Annotated in this window: 16 protein-coding genes; 3 read left to right on the forward strand and 13 right to left on the reverse strand. The window is 62.5% G+C overall.

Annotation, left to right across the window (positions count from 1 at the left end; genetic code table 11):
* Positions 1-95: 95 nt before the first annotated feature.
* From AB4068_RS07770 to AB4068_RS07825, 12 genes are all read right to left on the reverse strand, one after another.
* Positions 96-980: a type II secretion system F family protein gene (locus AB4068_RS07770; RefSeq protein WP_284990032.1), complete on the reverse strand. Its 885-nt coding sequence runs from the start codon at positions 978-980 to the stop codon at positions 96-98.
* Between the two features lie 8 nt (positions 981-988).
* A complete protein-coding gene (locus AB4068_RS07775; RefSeq protein WP_284990033.1) occupies positions 989-1,921 on the reverse strand; it encodes a type II secretion system F family protein in 933 nt (310 codons plus the stop codon).
* A 7-nt stretch (positions 1,922-1,928) separates the two neighbouring features.
* Complete coding sequence (locus tag AB4068_RS07780) at positions 1,929-3,446, reverse strand: CpaF family protein (protein WP_441433087.1); 1,518 nt, start codon at positions 3,444-3,446, stop codon at positions 1,929-1,931.
* Positions 3,446-4,639: an AAA family ATPase gene (locus AB4068_RS07785; protein WP_284990035.1), complete on the reverse strand. Its 1,194-nt coding sequence runs from the start codon at positions 4,637-4,639 to the stop codon at positions 3,446-3,448. Before AB4068_RS07785 ends, AB4068_RS07780 begins: the two co-directional genes overlap by 1 nt.
* Complete coding sequence (gene cpaB, locus AB4068_RS07790) at positions 4,636-5,406, reverse strand: Flp pilus assembly protein CpaB (protein ID WP_284990036.1); 771 nt, start codon at positions 5,404-5,406, stop codon at positions 4,636-4,638. Before cpaB ends, AB4068_RS07785 begins: the two co-directional genes overlap by 4 nt.
* A gap of 33 nt (positions 5,407-5,439) precedes the next feature.
* Positions 5,440-6,471 (reverse strand): Tad domain-containing protein, encoded by a 1,032-nt coding sequence (locus AB4068_RS07795; protein WP_284990037.1) that lies wholly within the window; start codon positions 6,469-6,471, stop codon positions 5,440-5,442.
* Positions 6,459-6,833, reverse strand: a complete 375-nt coding sequence (locus AB4068_RS07800) for a TadE/TadG family type IV pilus assembly protein (RefSeq protein ID WP_284990038.1) — start codon at positions 6,831-6,833, stop codon at positions 6,459-6,461. Before AB4068_RS07800 ends, AB4068_RS07795 begins: the two co-directional genes overlap by 13 nt.
* A 124-nt stretch (positions 6,834-6,957) precedes the next feature.
* A complete protein-coding gene (locus AB4068_RS07805; protein ID WP_284990039.1) occupies positions 6,958-7,203 on the reverse strand; it encodes a Flp family type IVb pilin in 246 nt (81 codons plus the stop codon).
* A gap of 78 nt (positions 7,204-7,281) precedes the next feature.
* On the reverse strand, positions 7,282-7,509 hold the full coding sequence (locus AB4068_RS07810; RefSeq protein ID WP_441433088.1) for a Flp family type IVb pilin: 228 nt from the start codon (positions 7,507-7,509) through the stop codon (positions 7,282-7,284).
* Between the two features lie 610 nt (positions 7,510-8,119).
* Complete coding sequence (locus AB4068_RS07815) at positions 8,120-10,963, reverse strand: PEP/pyruvate-binding domain-containing protein (protein WP_441433089.1); 2,844 nt, start codon at positions 10,961-10,963, stop codon at positions 8,120-8,122.
* 99 nt (positions 10,964-11,062) lie between these two features.
* Positions 11,063-11,728 (reverse strand): PAS and ANTAR domain-containing protein, encoded by a 666-nt coding sequence (locus AB4068_RS07820; RefSeq protein ID WP_284990042.1) that lies wholly within the window; start codon positions 11,726-11,728, stop codon positions 11,063-11,065.
* Positions 11,729-11,948: 220 nt separating this feature from the next.
* Entirely contained in the window at positions 11,949-12,911 is a 963-nt protein-coding gene (locus AB4068_RS07825; protein WP_441433090.1) for a plastocyanin/azurin family copper-binding protein, read from the reverse strand.
* Between the two features lie 418 nt (positions 12,912-13,329).
* Here AB4068_RS07825 and AB4068_RS07830 point away from each other — a divergent pair, with 418 nt between their 5' ends.
* The 3 genes from AB4068_RS07830 (at position 13,330) to AB4068_RS07840 (ending at position 16,029) form a co-directional block, all read left to right on the forward strand.
* The gene (locus tag AB4068_RS07830) at positions 13,330-14,376 is read left to right on the forward strand and encodes an LCP family protein (protein WP_441433091.1); all 1,047 of its coding nucleotides are present in this window, start codon (positions 13,330-13,332) and stop codon (positions 14,374-14,376) included.
* 294 nt (positions 14,377-14,670) lie between these two features.
* Positions 14,671-14,961 carry a hypothetical protein gene (locus AB4068_RS07835; protein ID WP_441433092.1) on the forward strand — a complete coding sequence of 97 codons (291 nt, stop codon included), beginning with the start codon at positions 14,671-14,673 and terminating at the stop codon, positions 14,959-14,961.
* An 84-nt stretch (positions 14,962-15,045) separates the two neighbouring features.
* Positions 15,046-16,029, forward strand: a complete 984-nt coding sequence (locus AB4068_RS07840) for a signal peptidase I (RefSeq protein WP_441433093.1) — start codon at positions 15,046-15,048, stop codon at positions 16,027-16,029.
* Positions 16,030-16,065: 36 nt separating this feature from the next.
* On the opposite strand, the gene AB4068_RS07845 is transcribed toward AB4068_RS07840, so the two are convergent.
* A complete protein-coding gene (locus AB4068_RS07845) occupies positions 16,066-16,284 on the reverse strand; it encodes a hypothetical protein (protein WP_332602679.1) in 219 nt (72 codons plus the stop codon).
* Positions 16,285-16,508: the final 224 nt, after the last annotated feature.

Consider the following 16,508-nt stretch of genomic DNA (forward strand, 5'->3'; position numbering starts at 1 on the left):
ACCGAAGTTATGGCTATCTTAAGGAAATCTTAGGCCTTTCTTGATTTAAGCCTTTTTCATCTGGTCCGCCCAATTCGGAGAATGTGATATTGCGCTCAGCCTCCGCTGAACGTGGTTATGGTGTTGATGACTGCCGGACCCAGGATCGCTATGAACAGCACCGGGAAGATGAAGAACAGAAGAGGGAAGAGGATCATGACCGGAAGCTTCATTGCCTTTTCTTCGGCGCGTTGGCGGCGCTTCACCCTCATCACCTTTGCCTGGACCCGCAGGACCCGGCTGATCGCAATGCCGTATGTGTCCGCCTGAATTACGGCCTGCACGAAGCTTCGGAGCTCAGGAACGTTGGTACGCTCGGCCAGTGCCAGATAGGACTCGCGGCGGCTCCGTCCAACTTGCATGTCCTGCAGTGTCCGCACCAACTCCTCGGCCAGCGGCCCCTTCCCGTTTTCCCCGGCGCGGGCCAATGCTCCTTCGAAACCTAGGCCCGCCTCGACCGATATCAGCATTTGGTCCATGGTATTTGCGAGTTCCAATTGCAAGGCTTTTTGACGCTCTTGTCCTTTGCTGTAGAGCAAAAGATCCGGAATGAAGTAACCAAGCAATACAACAAAAATCCCTACGAGCTTGATGATCCCACTCGAGCTGTTGGCACTGATGAATAGGCCCAAGAGCGCTCCGCATAATCCAAGGAAGGGCTTAGCCGCGAGGACGCGTCCCAAAGGGAGCGACGGCGGGCGGCCAGCCAGCGCGATCAGCCGATCCAGCTTCTGGACGTAGCTTCCAGGCGTCAGGCGGTAACCAATGTACTCGAGTGCGCCGCCACGATTTTGTGGACCGGCCTCGGCAACACTTTGACCCTGCGTCAAAAGCTCCTGGACGGCGCGCTGGGTTTTGCGGTCAACCGAGAGGAACGACCAAGCCAGGTAGGCGACAGGCAGGGGAACTAATAGCAGTGAGAGGAGGAGAGAGGGATTCACGCGTCACCTCAAAATTTCAAGTCGATGATCTTGCGCATCCAGAGACCGCCAATGGTCATCAGGATGGCTGAACCCGCTATCATTCCCCAGCCGAGCGGATTGGAGAACATCACGTCCATGTAGCCGGGGTTGACAACCATAAGCATGGTCACGATGCCGAACGGAAGCGCCATCAGGATGTATCCGGAGAACTTTCCCTCCGCGGCCAAGGATTTGATATGTCCCTTGATCTCGCTGCGTTCACGTATGGTCTCGTTGACTTGGTCCAAGACCTCCGCGAGGTTTCCACCCACCTCGCGGTTGATTTGGATGGCCTGCGCGATCCACACAAAGTCCTCGCTCCGCATTCGCTCCGCTGCGTCGTTGAGCGAGGCCTGGAGATCGCGGCCAAGGCTTGTCTCGGTGATGATCCGGCGCATTTCCTCTGCAGTCGGGCTGGCCGATTCATTGGCCGCAGCGTCGATGGCGCGGAGGATGCTGTGTCCGGCCCTCAAGCCGCCGGACAGTAGTTGGAGGGTGTCGCCAAGCTGAGCGTCGAATTTCCCGCGCCTTTTGCCAGCCAGGGAACCGAGGATGAGCCGGGCAACGAAGGGTGCCGGGATGAAGAATAGGATGGCCACCCACGGGCCCCCGATCACCAGCCCGATCAAGGCACCCACGAGTGCACCCGCAATCACAAGGATGAAGAAATCCGCCTGGCTCATCCGCAGTCCGGCATTCTCCAGTTCTTCACGATTGAAGAGCCGCACGTTGCGCCTGGCCAGAACCCCGTGAAGTACCTCGGTGGCAGAACCTGCAAACCGCGTCAGCTGGGACCCCGAGCCTTCGTGATACGGACGCCTCCTATCGAACGGAACTTCCGGGGTTTTCGGCAAAATCACAGCCACCCCGAAAAACAGGATGGCTGAAAGCATCAAGGCCATTCCGATCATGAGCACCATGTTCCACTCACGTCCTTGCTGCTGTTGCAGTTGCCAGGGGAGCGGCAAATACCCCGGGAGAAACGCGGATGCCCAGGTCATCGAAGCGGTCGATGAACCGCGGACGGATACCCGTCGGGACGGGCCTTCCAAGAAACATCCCGTGGGCGTCAACACCAGCCGAGTAGTCGAAAACAAAGGCGTCCTGGAGAGTGACGATGTCGCCTTCCATCCCTTGAACCTCGGTGACGTGTGTGATTCGGCGCGTTCCGTCCCGCAAACGGGAGATCTGGATGATGAGATTCACGGCCGAGGCAATTTGCTCGCGGATTGCGCGCAGCGGCAGGTCCATGCCGGCCATGAGCACCAAGGTTTCAAGGCGTGCCACCGCATCGCGAGGGGAATTTGAGTGCACCGTTGAGAGTGAACCGTCGTGCCCGGTGTTCATCGCCTGAAGCATATCGAGGGACTCTCCGCCGCGGACCTCGCCGACGACGATCCTGTCCGGCCGCATACGGAGGGAGTTCCTGAGCAACTCCCTGATGGTTACTTCACCCTTGCCCTCCGTGTTCGGCGGCCTGCTCTCAAGCCTGACCACATGTTGCTGTTGGATCTGCAGTTCTACGGCGTCCTCAATCGTGACAATCCGGTTGTCCTCGGGGATGAAAGAAGACAGGACATTCAACAACGTGGTCTTACCCGTTCCGGTACCCCCGGAAACAATGATGTTCAGCTTCGCCTTGACGCAAGCGTTAAGGAGCTCAGCCATCTCGGGTGTGAGCGTGCCGAAGTCGATCAGGTTCCTGATGGTCAACGGTATTTTGCTGAATTTTCGGATGGTCAGCGACGATCCGCCCACCGCGAGGGGAGGGATCACGGCATTGACTCGGGACCCGTCCTCAAGTCGCGCATCAACGAGGGGTGACGACTCATCGATTCTGCGCCCCACCTTCGAAACAATGCGTTCGATGACCCTCCTGAGATGGTCCTCGGAGCTGAAGCCGGAATCCGTCAAGGTCAGCTTGCCTTTTCTTTCGACGTAAATCTGGTCCATCCTGTTGACCATGATTTCGGTAACGTCTGCATCGTCCAGCAATCGTTGAAGCGGCCCGTAGCCAAGGACGTCATCCGCCACGTCCGCCACGAGCCTGCTGCGTTCGTCCGCGGACAATGGAACCTGCTCGCCGTCGATGATCCGGATGAGCTCTTCCCGAGCAGTAGACCGCAACTCCTGTTCGCTGACGCTCGAGTCGTTGAACCTTGCCCCAAGTCGCTCGAACAGCGCCGTAGCGGCGCGCTGCTTGAGGGCAGCGAAAGCGTCCACCGGTTGCGGGGTCCTGAGCTTCGGCGAGTCAGGGACGTCGGACAGCTTGACTGACGTGTGGGATTTTACCGCGCTGCCAGGCTTCCCCGCGGGAAATGACATGATTTGCTGAGTGGACTCAGCGAACGTCGGTTTGGGCGAAGACGGCGTGTTTGCGACCCTCCGGCCGACAGACACCTCGACCTTGTCCTCGGCAGCATGCAGGCGTTCGGAAAGCTTCATTAGACCACTACCCTTCTGTGCAGTTTGCGCTGCGCCGTGGCACGCCACGTGGGATTGAACCGCTCCACAAGTTGCTTGAGCCCTTTGACGGCCGGATCCTTTACCGAGTCCTGGAGCACGGGAATGCCGCGATTTGTTGAGAATGCGACGGCTTTCGATCGAGGGATACTCACGTCAACCGGAGCACCGACGGTCGATTCGACGTCCTGGACCGACAGCCCCGACTTGGAATCAGCCATGTTGAGCACCACGTGCCGGGTTTCCGGCAGGAGGTTCAGCCTGCGGAGAATGTCCAGGCCGGAGCGAAGGCCGCGGACGCTAGGAACGTCCATGCCCGTCACCCAGACAGCGTCCGAGCATTGTTCGAGGGCAGCAAGCCCGATTTCGGGTAGTCCGGGTGCCGTGTCCACTACCACGTACTGGAACTCTTGGGCGAGCTGTTCGAGGAGCCTGCCCACCTGTTCCGGCGAGATCTCGTCTGCTTCAACGGGGTCCTTCGGCGCACACAAGGCATAAATGCTTGCGGGGTGGACCGTCAGGAAGGCCTTGAGTACCAAGGAATCCTGGCTGGCCGACGGCGTGACGGCGTCGGTAACAGTATGTTCCGGATTGAGGTAGAGCCCGGAGGCGACGTCACCGAATTGCAGGTCCAGGTCGACGATCACCACGCTCATGGGCGCGATCTTCCCCAGCCCCACGGCGATGTTTGTGGCGATGGTCGTCTTGCCCACGCCACCCTTGGGCGAAAAGACGCCGATCACCAAGCCCTTCGGGGAGCCCGATTGCTTGGGTTCCATGGTGCGCTGCCGGCTGGCGAAAGACTGGCATGCGCGCTCAAGCATGATCCGTATCTGGGCCACGTCCGCTGCCGGGCTCATGATGTCGCGAATACCGGACCGCATGGCCTGGAGCACGAAAGACGGATCCAATTCGCTCACAAGGATCACGCTCAGCTCCGGCAATTGCACATCGAAGACGGTAGCCAAGCGAAGGGCGTCCTCAACGGGAACGTCAGGTCCCAGAATCAGCACTTCGAGTTGTTCCTGATTGAGCGCGCCAAACAGCTCAGCAGGATCGGCAGGCAAAACGCTCGTGAAGAATGTCTGCACGCTTCCGGGCAGGCCACCCGCAACAGCTTGGCGCAGCCGTTGGTCAAAATCGGTATTGGGGGTTATCAGGACAAAACGGCTCACCTGTATACCCCGCTCTTCTGCATGACGGTGGGACCACTGTCTTTGGCATCCAACGGCTCTTTGCTGAGCCAGATCTTTTCGAACTCGGCGGCGAAGACAATCTTGGATGCGTCCACGTCGCTCACTGCAACGGTGAGCATGAGGGAGCCCGTAGGAAGCGCGCTGTCTTTGGAGCCGGCCGCACCGGAACTCGGATTCGGCGTCGCCTGTGCACTCGCTGCCGGCTGCGGGGCGCGCTGCACCATGGTCACAAGAACCTTGTGAATCGCCAATTCAGTGGTTTCCTTGTCCGGCTTCGCCTCGATTCCACCATTCGCCATGGAGATGAAGATTCCGACGTGATCACCTGGAACCAGCAGTCCCCCGACTACCCGCTGGGGTTCCAGTTGAAAGGAGACCTCTTGAAGCCCTGCCGGCACCTTGACATCCCCCGGAGTCTTGAGTGCATCCGGGGCCACCAAACGTTCGGCCACCAAAGTCTCGCCAGGGACGAGGTCGACGGCGGCGACCTTGCCTGCCGAATCCCCGAGCGTGTGTAGCGCTGTCTTTGGCACGGCCGATCCCGGCATTTGCTGGGTAACGACGGAATCCTTCATGGCGTCCACGGAGGTGCCGGCCGGGATCGCGGCCTTGACAACCAACACGTCAACCGGAGCCAGGTTCTGGACAGCCCGCTGGTCCGCGCCCTGAGCGTAGGAGAAGACGAGAATCACCCCGACGACGGCCAGCAGTGCCGCTGCCGATCCGGCCAACAAGCGTGACTTCACTTACTACTCCTGTGCTCAATGAATGGATGAAAGCTAATTGGTGAGGCGGACAATGGTCGCCCCAAACGCGTCTACCGGGCCCAGCGAGTAGCCATCCGCCAGCGAAACGTACTTAACGAAACTCCCGATGATCCCGCGGCAGTTTCCGGTACATGCAAGAGCGTTGGAGACATCGGAATTCGTGTTGCGGAAGCTGTCGGGAAGACTGTTGTTGCCGCTGAACTTCCACCCGGTCACTTTGAATGCGGCGAAGGACACCAGATGGTAAACGGCGCCGCTTCCCGTACCTGTGACAGCGTCGAAGACCGGAAGCAGAACGACGACGTCCCGACCAGCGGTGATGGTATCTGCCCACTTTTGAAGGGTGGTTGCGCAGTTACCCGGTGTGCTGTTGCCCGGCGCGCTCCCGCCTTCACTCGCCGCGAGGTTTATGGTGCCGCCGCACACGCCGGGATCTTGGACAATCCAGCCAAATCCCCCGGCAACCGTGGCGCCTGAAGGGCCGTAATTGCAGCTGGGATTGGCACCGGAGCCATGATCCTGAAGAAGCTGGAGGGCTCCGCCGATGTATCCCTGCACCTGGCAGATGGAATATACGAGGGGAAAGGCGGTTCTACCAGCTACGGCGCTCCCCCACTGAACACTGGACGTGGTCACAACGTCGCTCGAGCTGAAGCCCAGGACGCGGGCGAAGAACAGCGAGACGGCGTTCGGCGCGCCGCCCGCCTGCTGGGCTCCGGCGGTCACGGTGACTTGCCGGTTCGTCAGATCCAAGCTGACGGACTTGATGTTGTTCAAACCGTCGATGGCGTTTTTGTTTGCGATGCTGCTTGCGATGGGAGACGTCGATGAGCAGTTCGGATCGCTCGTGTTGGCGGCGCACTTTTGTGCCACTGCGAGGGCCGCGGCGTCGGACCCGTTCTGGACCTGCGCCCTTTCCGAGTACAGCATTCCTACATCCACTGCCATGGCTGCAAAACCGAGCAGCACCACCAACATGAGCGCGACGAGGACCGCTACCGCTCCGCGTTCGCCGTCGCTCTCCTCGCCCCTCAGCCGCTGCATACCATGACTCCTACGCCTTGCATGGGAAAAGGCCCCGCGATTCCCGTGAGGGTGCTGAGGGTGTAGTTGATCGTCACGGACATTTGGGCGCCCGAGGTGCAGCTGGCGGGAGTGAAGACGAAATTCGTGTCCTGCAGTTTTGGATTCAGCGAGACGCCTGCGTTCTTAGCTGCTGTCTTTGCCGCCGTTTGATCATTCGAGATCGCCATAACCCGGACCGCTTCCCGGGCTGAATTTGAGAGCGATACCTGCGCGTTATAGGCCCTGCCGAATTCCATGATGCCCAGGAGCAGCATGACCAAGATTGGTGCCAGCAACGCGAATTCGACCGCCACGGCACCGCGCTCTGCTGCCCTGGCCATGAGAGTCTGCCTTTCGTGCTGTGGAGTCGCGTGCTGTTGAAACAAGAAGGGAGCCTCTAGAAAAAAGGGGTGTCGGTGGGTGGGATTTGAGCCCCACCCACCAAACTGGCTCCTGCGGTGACGGCTACTTCGAGCAACTGCCGGGAACTGCCGCCGTCGAACCGGATGCAGCGACGGTCCCGGTCCAAGCGCCGCCCTTGACGCTGCAAGCCGTGCTGTTGAAGGTCTCGACGAGATTCCCGCCGAGCAGTGACACAGCGACGATGATGACAACAGCGATGAGGGCGACCATGATGCCGTACTCGACGGCGGTGGCGCCGGTTTCGTCACGCTGCGCGCGGGACATGGATTTTAGGACGTTGGAAAGCACTGAATCTCCTAGCATGTATCGGCGAACGTAGCGGGGGCACATGCCCCGGGCTAACGTTCAACCCTGAGTGGGGTGTACTTACTTGGAGCAGGAGCCGGGAACCGTAGCGGTTGCCGCCGTGTAGACGCCGCCCTTCACGCTACAAGCCGTGTTGCTGAAGGTCTCCTTCAGGTTTCCACCCAGCAGCGTGACAGCGACGATGATGACAACAGCAATGAGGGCGACCATGATGCCGTACTCGACGGCGGTGGCGCCGGTTTCGTCACGACGGATGCGGGACGCGGTGTTTGAGACCAGAGAAAACATGTGAAACTCCTGAGCGAGTTGGGGAATGTGGGCTGGTCCAGCACCAGCTCTCTAGCAACTTAGCAACGCCAAATGCCCCGTGGAGCAGTCCTTGGGACTTCCTGTGTCAAGACTCGCGATCCTGCGCATTTCTTGGGTTAAACCTAGGGAAACCCTTGCGATCTCGGGCTTTCCTGCCGAGCCCGAGCAAAGGTGGGAAAGCAGCTCAACCGCCCCGCCGCCATCGGGCCCCACCCCCGGAACCCTCGCTCGGATATACGGTCAAATCCCGGAACCCTCGCTCGGATCAAGTGAGCGAACGTCCGCCGAAAACACCCCATATGTGAGCGAACGTCCGCCGAAAACACCCCATATGTGAGCGAGCGTCCGCAGAAAACACGACATAAGTGAGCGAGCGTCCGAGGGGGCACAACCCAAAGGTGCCCCAACAGCGCAACCGCCCCGCCGCCGTCGGGCCCCACCCCTGGACCCTCGCTCACATATACGGCCGAATCCCGGAACCCTCGCTCGGATATACGGCCAAATCCCCGAACCCTCGCTCAGATCAAATGAGCGAGCGTCCGCCGAAAACACCCCAAAAGTGAGCGGGCGTCGGAGGGGGGGCGCAACGCTAGGCGGGCGGGGGTTCGACGGTCACCGTGCCCGCGTCGCCGTCGACGGTGATTTGTTGGCCGCTCGTGAGCCGTTGGGTGGCGACTCCGGTGCCGAGCACGGCGGGGATGCCGTACTCCCGCGCCACAATGGAGCTGTGGCTCAACGGGCCGCCAACGTCCGTGACCACGGCGGAGGCCATCGCGAACAGCGAGGTCCACGCGGGAGTGGTGATACGGGCAACCAGGACCTCGCCGGGCGCCATCTGGCTGAAATCCTGGGGCCCGCCCAGCACACGCGCAGGAGCACTGACCCGGCCCGCACTGGCGCCCACCCCTTTGATGACGTCGCCCGGCTGGTCCTGGGAGCGTGCCGGCATCATCGATTCGAAAGCGCCCTTCATCCAACGGGTCTCCGGCAGCAGTTGCGGCGCGGCCGCCTTGGCCTGGCCGCGCCAAAGCATCTTGCGCTCGTCGACGACGTCGGCGCGGACGGGGCGCGCCGCCCCGGTAATTGCCACGGCCACGGGTGCGGGCGGTTCCGTCGAGCCCGGCGGTTGCGGCGCGGCGAGGCCGAACTCGACGGCGCTTTGCAGCTCCTGTTGCCGCAGCCAGAACACGTCGGCGGGACGGGCGATGACGCCGGAGTAGACCAGCCGTTGTCCGAGTTCGAGCAGCATCCGCCGGATCAGCGGCCAGGCGAGCCCGACGTCGGCGAGCGCGTCTTCGCGGATCGGTGCGGACTTCTGCGCCCACCGGAGCAGACGGATGAACGGCGCCCTACGACTCCGCCCGAGCCGGGTCCGTCCGAGCCGGGCGAGTATGCGCTCGGTTTGGTCCTCCCGCCGGGCGGCCGAGAGCCGCTGGCGCTCATGCGGATCGTTGCCTTGGCCCCGGAGGTAGAACTTCACCGTGTCCAATAGCGCCGAAGGATCGTCGGCCGGCACCGGGCTGGCGAAATCCAGGTTGTAGACCGCATGGCCGAAGCGATCGAGGTGGGCTTGGAAACGCGGACGCCATTGCTGCCAAAGGGCCGGGTCCATGCCGGCAGGCGGGAGCCAGTTTCGCTGCGACTCGGCCAGTGCGGCCGTCGGTTGATTGAGGATTGCCGGGGCGAGCCCCTCGACTTCCCGGGCCCACGCGGCGAGGTCGTACAACGATTTCTCTGCACGTATGGGTTCACTGTCGTAGCCGAGGAGGAATGTCTCCGCCGAAGGATCTCCGGCGCGTCGGATGAGTTTGTCGTAATACGCGCGGAAGGAAATTTCGCTCGTGGCGGCGATCGGTATGACGGACTCCACGGCCGTGTAGTACACGGTTCCGGCGTCGAGCAGCGTCCGGACACCCGCAAGCAGCTCCTCTCCCGAAAGCTCCCCCAGGGACTTTGCGGACCAGTCCTCGAGCACCTGCTTATAGCGCGGATGCGAGAATTCCCTCCAGCCAGCCAAGCCCATGTGCGCCTTGCCACGAGCCAAGGCGACCACGGCGGGACCAACCTTGCCCATCACGCGCCACATCGCCGCGGTGCGGTAGTAGTAGTACGCGTACCCGTTGATCGTGGGCAGCCCGACGTCGCCGTCCCTGACCACTTCGCTCCCGACGGCCTCGTTCATCAGGGCCTTGAGGGACCTGGTCACCGAGCCGTCGATGAGGTCGGCGAACAGGGGCGAGAGCGGGTCCGGCAGTTGTTCCACGATGCTGGCCCGGAAGTAGAGCCCCTTCGGGTAGGGCAACGGCCAGGTGTCCGGGGTATCGGCTACGGGTTCAGGCAATGCCGTGATGGGTCGGGATTGCAGCATGAAGAAATTGCCGTCCGCCCGCGCCCATTCGATGTCCTGCGGAGTTCCGAAGTAGTCCGAAATCCTCGTTCCATAGCGGGCCAGCGCGGCGGCAGCCCCGTCGTCGAGCACGGCCCGGTTGCGATGTTCCGCCGGGACCGGCTGCTCCGTAGTGCCTCCTTGGTCCGGCGCGACGTCGGCAGCGCGGTCGGCGGCGCGGTCCGGGACGCCCTCGGCGTACACAGTCATGACTTCCTTGTCGGCCGTCCGGCGGGAGAGCACGCTGCCCGTTCCCGCTTCGACAACGAGGTCATCCGTGGTGACGGTTCCGCTGACCACGGACTCCCCCAGGCCCCACGCGGCACTGATCGCGATCTGGTCGCGGCGACCGTTGGCCGGATTGGCGGTGAACATGACTCCGGCGGCCTCGGCCTCCACCATTCGCTGGACAACCACCGCGAGGCGTACGTCGCCAGGCGCAATGCCTTCTCGGTTCCGGTAGGCCATGGCCCGCGCCGTCCACAAGGAAGACCAGCAGTCGACGACGGCGGCATCCAACGCTTCCGCCCCGCGGACGTTGAGGTAGGTTTCCTGTTGCCCGGCGAAACTGGCCGAGGCAAGGTCCTCGGCCGTGGCGGACGAGCGCACCGCCACGGGCGCGCCGTCGCCGCCGTCGTCGCCCCGGGAGCCGTCGCCGTCGCCGTCGTCGCCCCGGAAGCCGTCGGGCCGCTCGCCGCCCTCGGGCCCGCCCTCGCCGCCCTCGCCGCCGCGAAGCCGTTCATAAGCGGCGGCGAGCTCGTATGCGATGGCCGCAGGCATGGTCCCGCCGGTGAAAAGGTCCCGGATCGCGGCCGAGGCGTCCTCGTAATCCTGCGGCGCGGCCTCGGACGGGAGGGTCGCCAGCTCCTCGATGCGCGCTTGGATCCCGTTGGCATCCACGAAGGCCTCATACGCTGCGGTGGTCAGCACGAACCCGGGAGGGACCGGCAGCCCGGCGCGGACCAGGTTGCCCAGCCCGACGCCCTTGCCGCCCGCCACGGCGACGTCCGCTGCCTGGACATCGGCGAAGTTGTAGATGTAGGTCATGACCGTCGCTCCTTGTCGCGGAGACGCCCTCATCGAGCCTGACCCACAACATACTGCCACGCCGTCGGGCGCGAGGCGATGGCTGGGCCGGCCGGCTTCTTACTGCGGGCTCAACGCGCGTTTCACCGCCGCTTGGTCGCAGGCCTGGAGAACACGGATGAACTCGTCCATTGCTTCCGGCCCCGCGTCGGTGTCAGCCACGCGAACAAGGTGGGAGGCGAGGACTGCGACTTTGACGTTCGTCATGCTGCTGCAACCCGCCAGCAGTTTGAAGGCGGCCTCGGAGCTGAGGAGCAACCGCCCCATCAGGATGCCGCGTGCCTGATTGATGACGCCCCGCGTCGCATTGGCGCCCGCGACGGCGTCACGCGCCGCCTGCTCGGTTTCCCGCCGCAGCGTGGACGTCAGGTCCACCGTGGTCCCCTCGAGCGCGACGGTGCCCGAGGGGCCCCGTTGCGCATTCCCCGCCGTCAGGACCCTGCGGACATGTCCCTGCGCGTCGATGATCCGGTGGTAAATGCAGAAGTGTCCGCCCTCGCGGAATACCTGAGCCAGGATCTCCATGGCCCGCGGCCGGTCATCCGGGTGCTTGTGCGACATCAGCAGCTCGAGCGTGGGCACTACTTCCCCACGCTGGTAGCCGTGGAGATTGAAGAGCCCGTCGGACCATTCCGCTTTCCCGGTGAGCGGGTCAAAGAGGAAAGTTCCGGCCGGAAAGCCGGGGGCGCCCAGTGCACTCGAGTACGTATGAGGGCTGTCCAACATGGCGCAAAGACTCATTTCATAAGGTTGCTTATTAATTCAGCTAAGCGTACAGAATACAACGCGTACGACGGCGGTGCGCACCGCCTGCTCACGGCCCGCCGCAACCCGGGGCTTGGTTCCCGGCCGGGTGTTTGTAGCGCACATGCAGGAAACCAGCCCCGGATATGCAAGAAACTACCACGTACGGGAAACAAGCCCCAGTATGCGTTCGAATCAGCAGCTAGTCCTTCACCACCACCTTGCCGACCATTCCAAAGTAGTCGTGGAGTGCGCAGATGTAGTCGTACACCCCTGCCTTGTTGAAGGTCACCGTGAACGTCACGCCCGGCGGCAAGATACCCGAATTGAGCTGCCCGCCCGTATAATTCGTCGGATCGCCCAGCGGCGGGAACGGGTTGGCCGGCTCGGCACCGAAGGTCACCGTGTGCGGCTCGCCCATGCCGTTGTTCACGAAGCTCACGCTCTCGCCAACATGGATGACCACCTTTGGCTCGATGAACCGCATGACACTAGCCACGCCGTCGTCGGCTCCGGCAATCACGGTGTGGTTGTCCGCTTGGTCGCGGGCGTCGCTCCATAGCTGGTTGCCGTCACGGATGATGGCCCGTTCAGCCCGCTCTACCCGGTTGTTGTATTGCTCCTGGGTGTATGGGTAGTCCGTACCCTTGGCCCGCACGTGGACTGTGCCCTTCATGGCCGCGCCATGCACCAGGCAGTAGTACGTGAAATCGCCGGCATCCGGGAACTTCAAGGTGTAGGAACCGACTTCGGCGAACCCACTGTTCGAGACGTTCGACATCACGCCGGAGTTGTAATAGGAGTGCCCGTCGTAGGAGGTGCCGCCCTGCGCGGATATATAGAGGGGACTGAATGGATCAAAGGGTTGCGTGGACTCGATGGTTTGCCCGGCGGCCAGGAACGTGACTGTATGTATTTCGGCCGCGTTGGCCTCCCAGGTGACCTTGTCACCCGCATTGATGTAGATGTTCTTCGGCAGGAAGGACATTCCCTGGATGGCCTGGTCCGACGATTCGGAGCCGACCTGGACGGTCCACGTCCTTGGGGATTTGCCAGTGTCCGCTGCCGCTGTGCCGCTGAGCGCGACCGGCAATACCAGGGCAAGGAGCAAAATCATGAGCGCCCGAAAGCGCGGCAATAAGAGGGGTTTTGGATGAGCAGTCATAAGACTCATTCCTTAGGAAAATCTTTGCTGACCGGCTGTTATTAGCCTGGAAATTTTGAGGCGCCGGAGACCATGGCGTCGTTTGACGGTGACTCGGTTTCTTTTAATTCCCTATGAACTTCAGCTCGCAACTGCTGCCCGTCCCCCGCATACGGCGCGGCGCCACGGCGTTGGGGCCATGCAGGATCCTCCCTTGCTCGCAGGGATAACGTCCGGTTCCGTGGGCCGAGAGCCCCCCATTACGGAACCGAAAGGACACGGCAAAACCGGCCCATGTGAAGGCGAGAGATTTATCTCTCATCGTGCTACCAAGACGTTATTTTGTCGAGACACCAGGACTGCGCCCGGGAGATTTTTGTGGCCGAAATGAGGCCTTCCCTGCCGCGTTTTTAACCCACCTGGGTGATACGTTCCGGACATGAACGGACGACGGCGACTGTGGCTTGCGGCGGGACTGGCAGTTTTGCTGGCCCTGGTGGTGGTTTTGGCCGCGGTCATCGCCGGATCCAACAAGACCCCGTCCTCCGCACCGTCCTCCTCAAGCCCCACCGCGACCCCCACGCCGTCGGCAACTCAAACCCGTAAGCCAACCGCTGCCGCACCCGCCCCCGCACCTGCCCCGCCGACAATCCCGGAGCTTCCGGCGGCGCCAATGAACATCCTGGTGATCGGCAGCGACAGCCGTGAAAATGCCAAAGAGGAGAACAACCAGACCATCACAACAGGCCAGGCATCGGACCAACGTTCGGATTGCCTGATGCTGATCCACGTTCCGGCGGACCGGCACAAGGTCTACGGTATTTCGATCATGCGCGACAATTGGGTGGACATCCCCGGCTTCGGCGCGTCAAAAGTAAATTCGGCCCTTGGGCTGGGAGGCACCCCCCTGGTGGTCCGTACGGTGGAATCGCTGCTCGGCGCCCATGTGGACCACACGGTCATGCTTGATTTCCACGGCTTCAAGCTCCTGACGGATGCCTTAGGTGGCATCGACGTCAATGTCACGCTGCCGTTCACCTCCACTATTGAGACCCAGCATCAATTCGTGGCCGGCATCAACCACTTGGATGGCCAGGCCGCCCTGGAGTTTGTCCGCGAGCGCCATGCCTTCGTCGACGGCGACTACCAGCGCGTCCGCGACCAGCAGACGTTCCTCCGCGCTCTCCTGGTCAAGCTTTCGGGAGGCGTGCAGAATCCTGCCAGCGTGCTGGGACTCGTCCAATTCGCAGCCAATGACCTCACCGTGGACGACGGCTTTGACCCGATGTCCGTCGCCATCCTGGCCTACGGACTCCGCACCGTGGATCCCGCGGCATCAGTCTTCTTCACCTTGCCCACCGCGGGCACGGGTACTTCCCCGGACGGACAATCGATCGTTCTGCCGGATTACGCGGGGATCGGGGAAGTGGCCGCGGCGCTGCGGGACGACACCCTCCCGCAGTATGTGGCAGCCCACGGTTACTGAAGCTCCGCGGGCTACTCGTTTCCACTACTGGGAGGCAGCAATGCATTTACCTCCCACCACTCGAAAACTACTTGATCGAATCTTTAACCAAACTTCGAGAAAAGCTTGCGGGAACCTTGCGGCTTCCTAAAAAACCTGCCCGAAAGTAGAGGACATCGGACAGCAAAGTCCCGGTCTCACGGGCTTCAAGAAACGGAAAACGATCATGGGTCTCAACCTGAAAACCACCACCGGCAAAGTCATCGCATCCCTGGCCCTGGTCGGCACTGCTGCCGGCGTGGCAGGACTGGCACCATGGGCCTGCAGGTCACCGTCGATAACTGCTCCACCGCCTGGACCGAAGCCGGCACCGCCCCCGCCTACACCTACACCTGCTCCGGCACCACCACCAGCGTGCTCGCCTCCCGCCCCGTCATCGGCGCCAACCTCACCCTGGCCAACCTCACCTCGGTCACCGCCGGACACACCGACAACCTCCGCGTCACCCTCACCCTGCCCTCCACCGCAGACAACACCCTGCAGAACCAGAGCAGCACCATCGCCTTCAGCTTCACCGGCACCCAGCGCACCGCCACCAACCAGTAACACCCCCACCCAGCCAGCCCTCCGCCGTCGAGCCCCCCATGCAAACGACGGCGGAGGGCCTTCCACAAGAACGGAGACCCAGCCATGACCGCATCACTGGTCCGCCCCCGGCGGGTCTCCCGAACGGCCACCACGACGGCGACGCCCGGCTCGGGCAAGAACCCGGGTGTTGCGTCGAAGATTGCCCGGGCGCTGGTCAGCGTCATCACCACCACGATCATGGTCGCGGCAGTGGCTGCGTTCCTTTTCCTCGCGGTCGGGCCCCGCGTCCTCGGCTACCAGACCAGCACCATGCTCACCGGCTCGATGTCGCCGCTGATCAACCCGGGAGACGTGGTTGTCACCGTTCCCGTGGCGGTCCAGAACCTGAAGGTCGGGGACATCATCACCTACCACATTCCGGTGGAGGACCAGCGGGTGGAGACCCACCGGATCATCGACCTGACGGTGAACAACCAAGGCACTGCCACCGTCCGCACCAAGGGCGACGCGAACAACGGCGCCGACCCCTGGACAGCAACGTTGGCCGGAGGCCAGGTAGACCGCCAGGTGTTCACCGTCCCGTACCTGGGCAACGCGATCCGCGCTCTTCGTGATCCCGTGGTCCTGAAGGTCCTGATGTATGGCGCTCCGGCCGCCCTGGTGGTCATGGTTCTCGTCTCCATCTGGCGGAAAAAGCCCGAAGGCGACGGCGAGGTGGACACCAGCGCCGCCCTGCCGGCCTTTGACCGTCGCCCGCTCAAGCGCCTGGCACGGGAAATGAAAAGCAAGGAGGCCGCCGAGAAGTTCGCGGCCGCCTACGCCAAGATGCTTCCCCAGCGTGTGGACAAGATCAGCCACGCACTGAGTACCGGCGACAGCGACCTCGCGATGGATGCGGTGCTCAGCCTGAAAACCAGCTCCTCGATGGTGGGTGCGCTCCGGATGGAACAGCACTGCGTCCGCCTCGAACACGCCTTGGTCACAACCGATCACACCGCGGCAGCCCACGCCGGGGAACTCGTCCGCCAGCACCAACCCCAGCTGGAAAAAGCCCTGGGCGGTCACACCACCCGGCGCGCCGCGTAAAATCCTCTTCACAGAACCGAACCGGATGCCCTGCCCTTACCGCATGAAAGCGGTGAGAATGGAATGGACCACCGGGCCTGACAGAAAGCCGCTGACCTTGCGTAGAAGCCGGAGCACCGCCGACGCAGCGCAGACGCCTGCGTTGGGGCGCGTCGCCGCGGTCCTGGCAGCGGCTGCGGTGTTGGTCTTCGCTCCCGGCATCGCGCAGGCCGCGTTCTCTGGAATGGACTCGGCGTCAACCAGCGTAGGTACCATGTCAATGCCTGCCCCAACCGGTGCCAGTGTTACCGCCACTTGTGTAGCCCGTAGCCTGATCGTCATTGTCGACAACTATGGAACAGTCCCGCGCGCGACGTCATACGAGTTTTCGGTTGTAAACCCCGGCGGATCCACTTTCTCAGCGCCTAGTGGAACTTACACCAAGTCCCCAGCAGCCAAGGGCACGTGGACCTACCAGATCCGGGGGCTGTATCAGGTAT

This window comes from Arthrobacter sp. 2RAF22, from assembly GCF_052115325.1.
Classification (GTDB): domain Bacteria; phylum Actinomycetota; class Actinomycetes; order Actinomycetales; family Micrococcaceae; genus Arthrobacter.

Excerpts from the sequence above, each read along its gene's own strand:
- AB4068_RS07795 (WP_284990037.1), bottom strand. The coding sequence starts at position 6,471 with ATGCAGCGGCTGAGGGGCGAGGAGAGCGACGGCGAACGCGGAGCGGTA.
- AB4068_RS07835 (WP_441433092.1), top strand. The coding sequence starts at position 14,671 with ATGGGCCTGCAGGTCACCGTCGATAACTGCTCCACCGCCTGGACCGAA.
- AB4068_RS07820 (WP_284990042.1), bottom strand. The coding sequence starts at position 11,728 with ATGTTGGACAGCCCTCATACGTACTCGAGTGCACTGGGCGCCCCCGGC.
- AB4068_RS07825 (WP_441433090.1), bottom strand. The coding sequence starts at position 12,911 with ATGACTGCTCATCCAAAACCCCTCTTATTGCCGCGCTTTCGGGCGCTC.
- AB4068_RS07830 (WP_441433091.1), top strand. The coding sequence starts at position 13,330 with ATGAACGGACGACGGCGACTGTGGCTTGCGGCGGGACTGGCAGTTTTG.
- AB4068_RS07810 (WP_441433088.1), bottom strand. The coding sequence starts at position 7,509 with ATGTTTTCTCTGGTCTCAAACACCGCGTCCCGCATCCGTCGTGACGAA.
- AB4068_RS07845 (WP_332602679.1), bottom strand. The coding sequence starts at position 16,284 with ATGGTACCTACGCTGGTTGACGCCGAGTCCATTCCAGAGAACGCGGCC.
- AB4068_RS07800 (WP_284990038.1), bottom strand. The coding sequence starts at position 6,833 with ATGGCCAGGGCAGCAGAGCGCGGTGCCGTGGCGGTCGAATTCGCGTTG.
- AB4068_RS07840 (WP_441433093.1), top strand. The coding sequence starts at position 15,046 with ATGACCGCATCACTGGTCCGCCCCCGGCGGGTCTCCCGAACGGCCACC.
- AB4068_RS07815 (WP_441433089.1), bottom strand. The coding sequence starts at position 10,963 with ATGACCTACATCTACAACTTCGCCGATGTCCAGGCAGCGGACGTCGCC.
- AB4068_RS07780 (WP_441433087.1), bottom strand. The coding sequence starts at position 3,446 with ATGAAGCTTTCCGAACGCCTGCATGCTGCCGAGGACAAGGTCGAGGTG.
- AB4068_RS07775 (WP_284990033.1), bottom strand. The coding sequence starts at position 1,921 with ATGGTGCTCATGATCGGAATGGCCTTGATGCTTTCAGCCATCCTGTTT.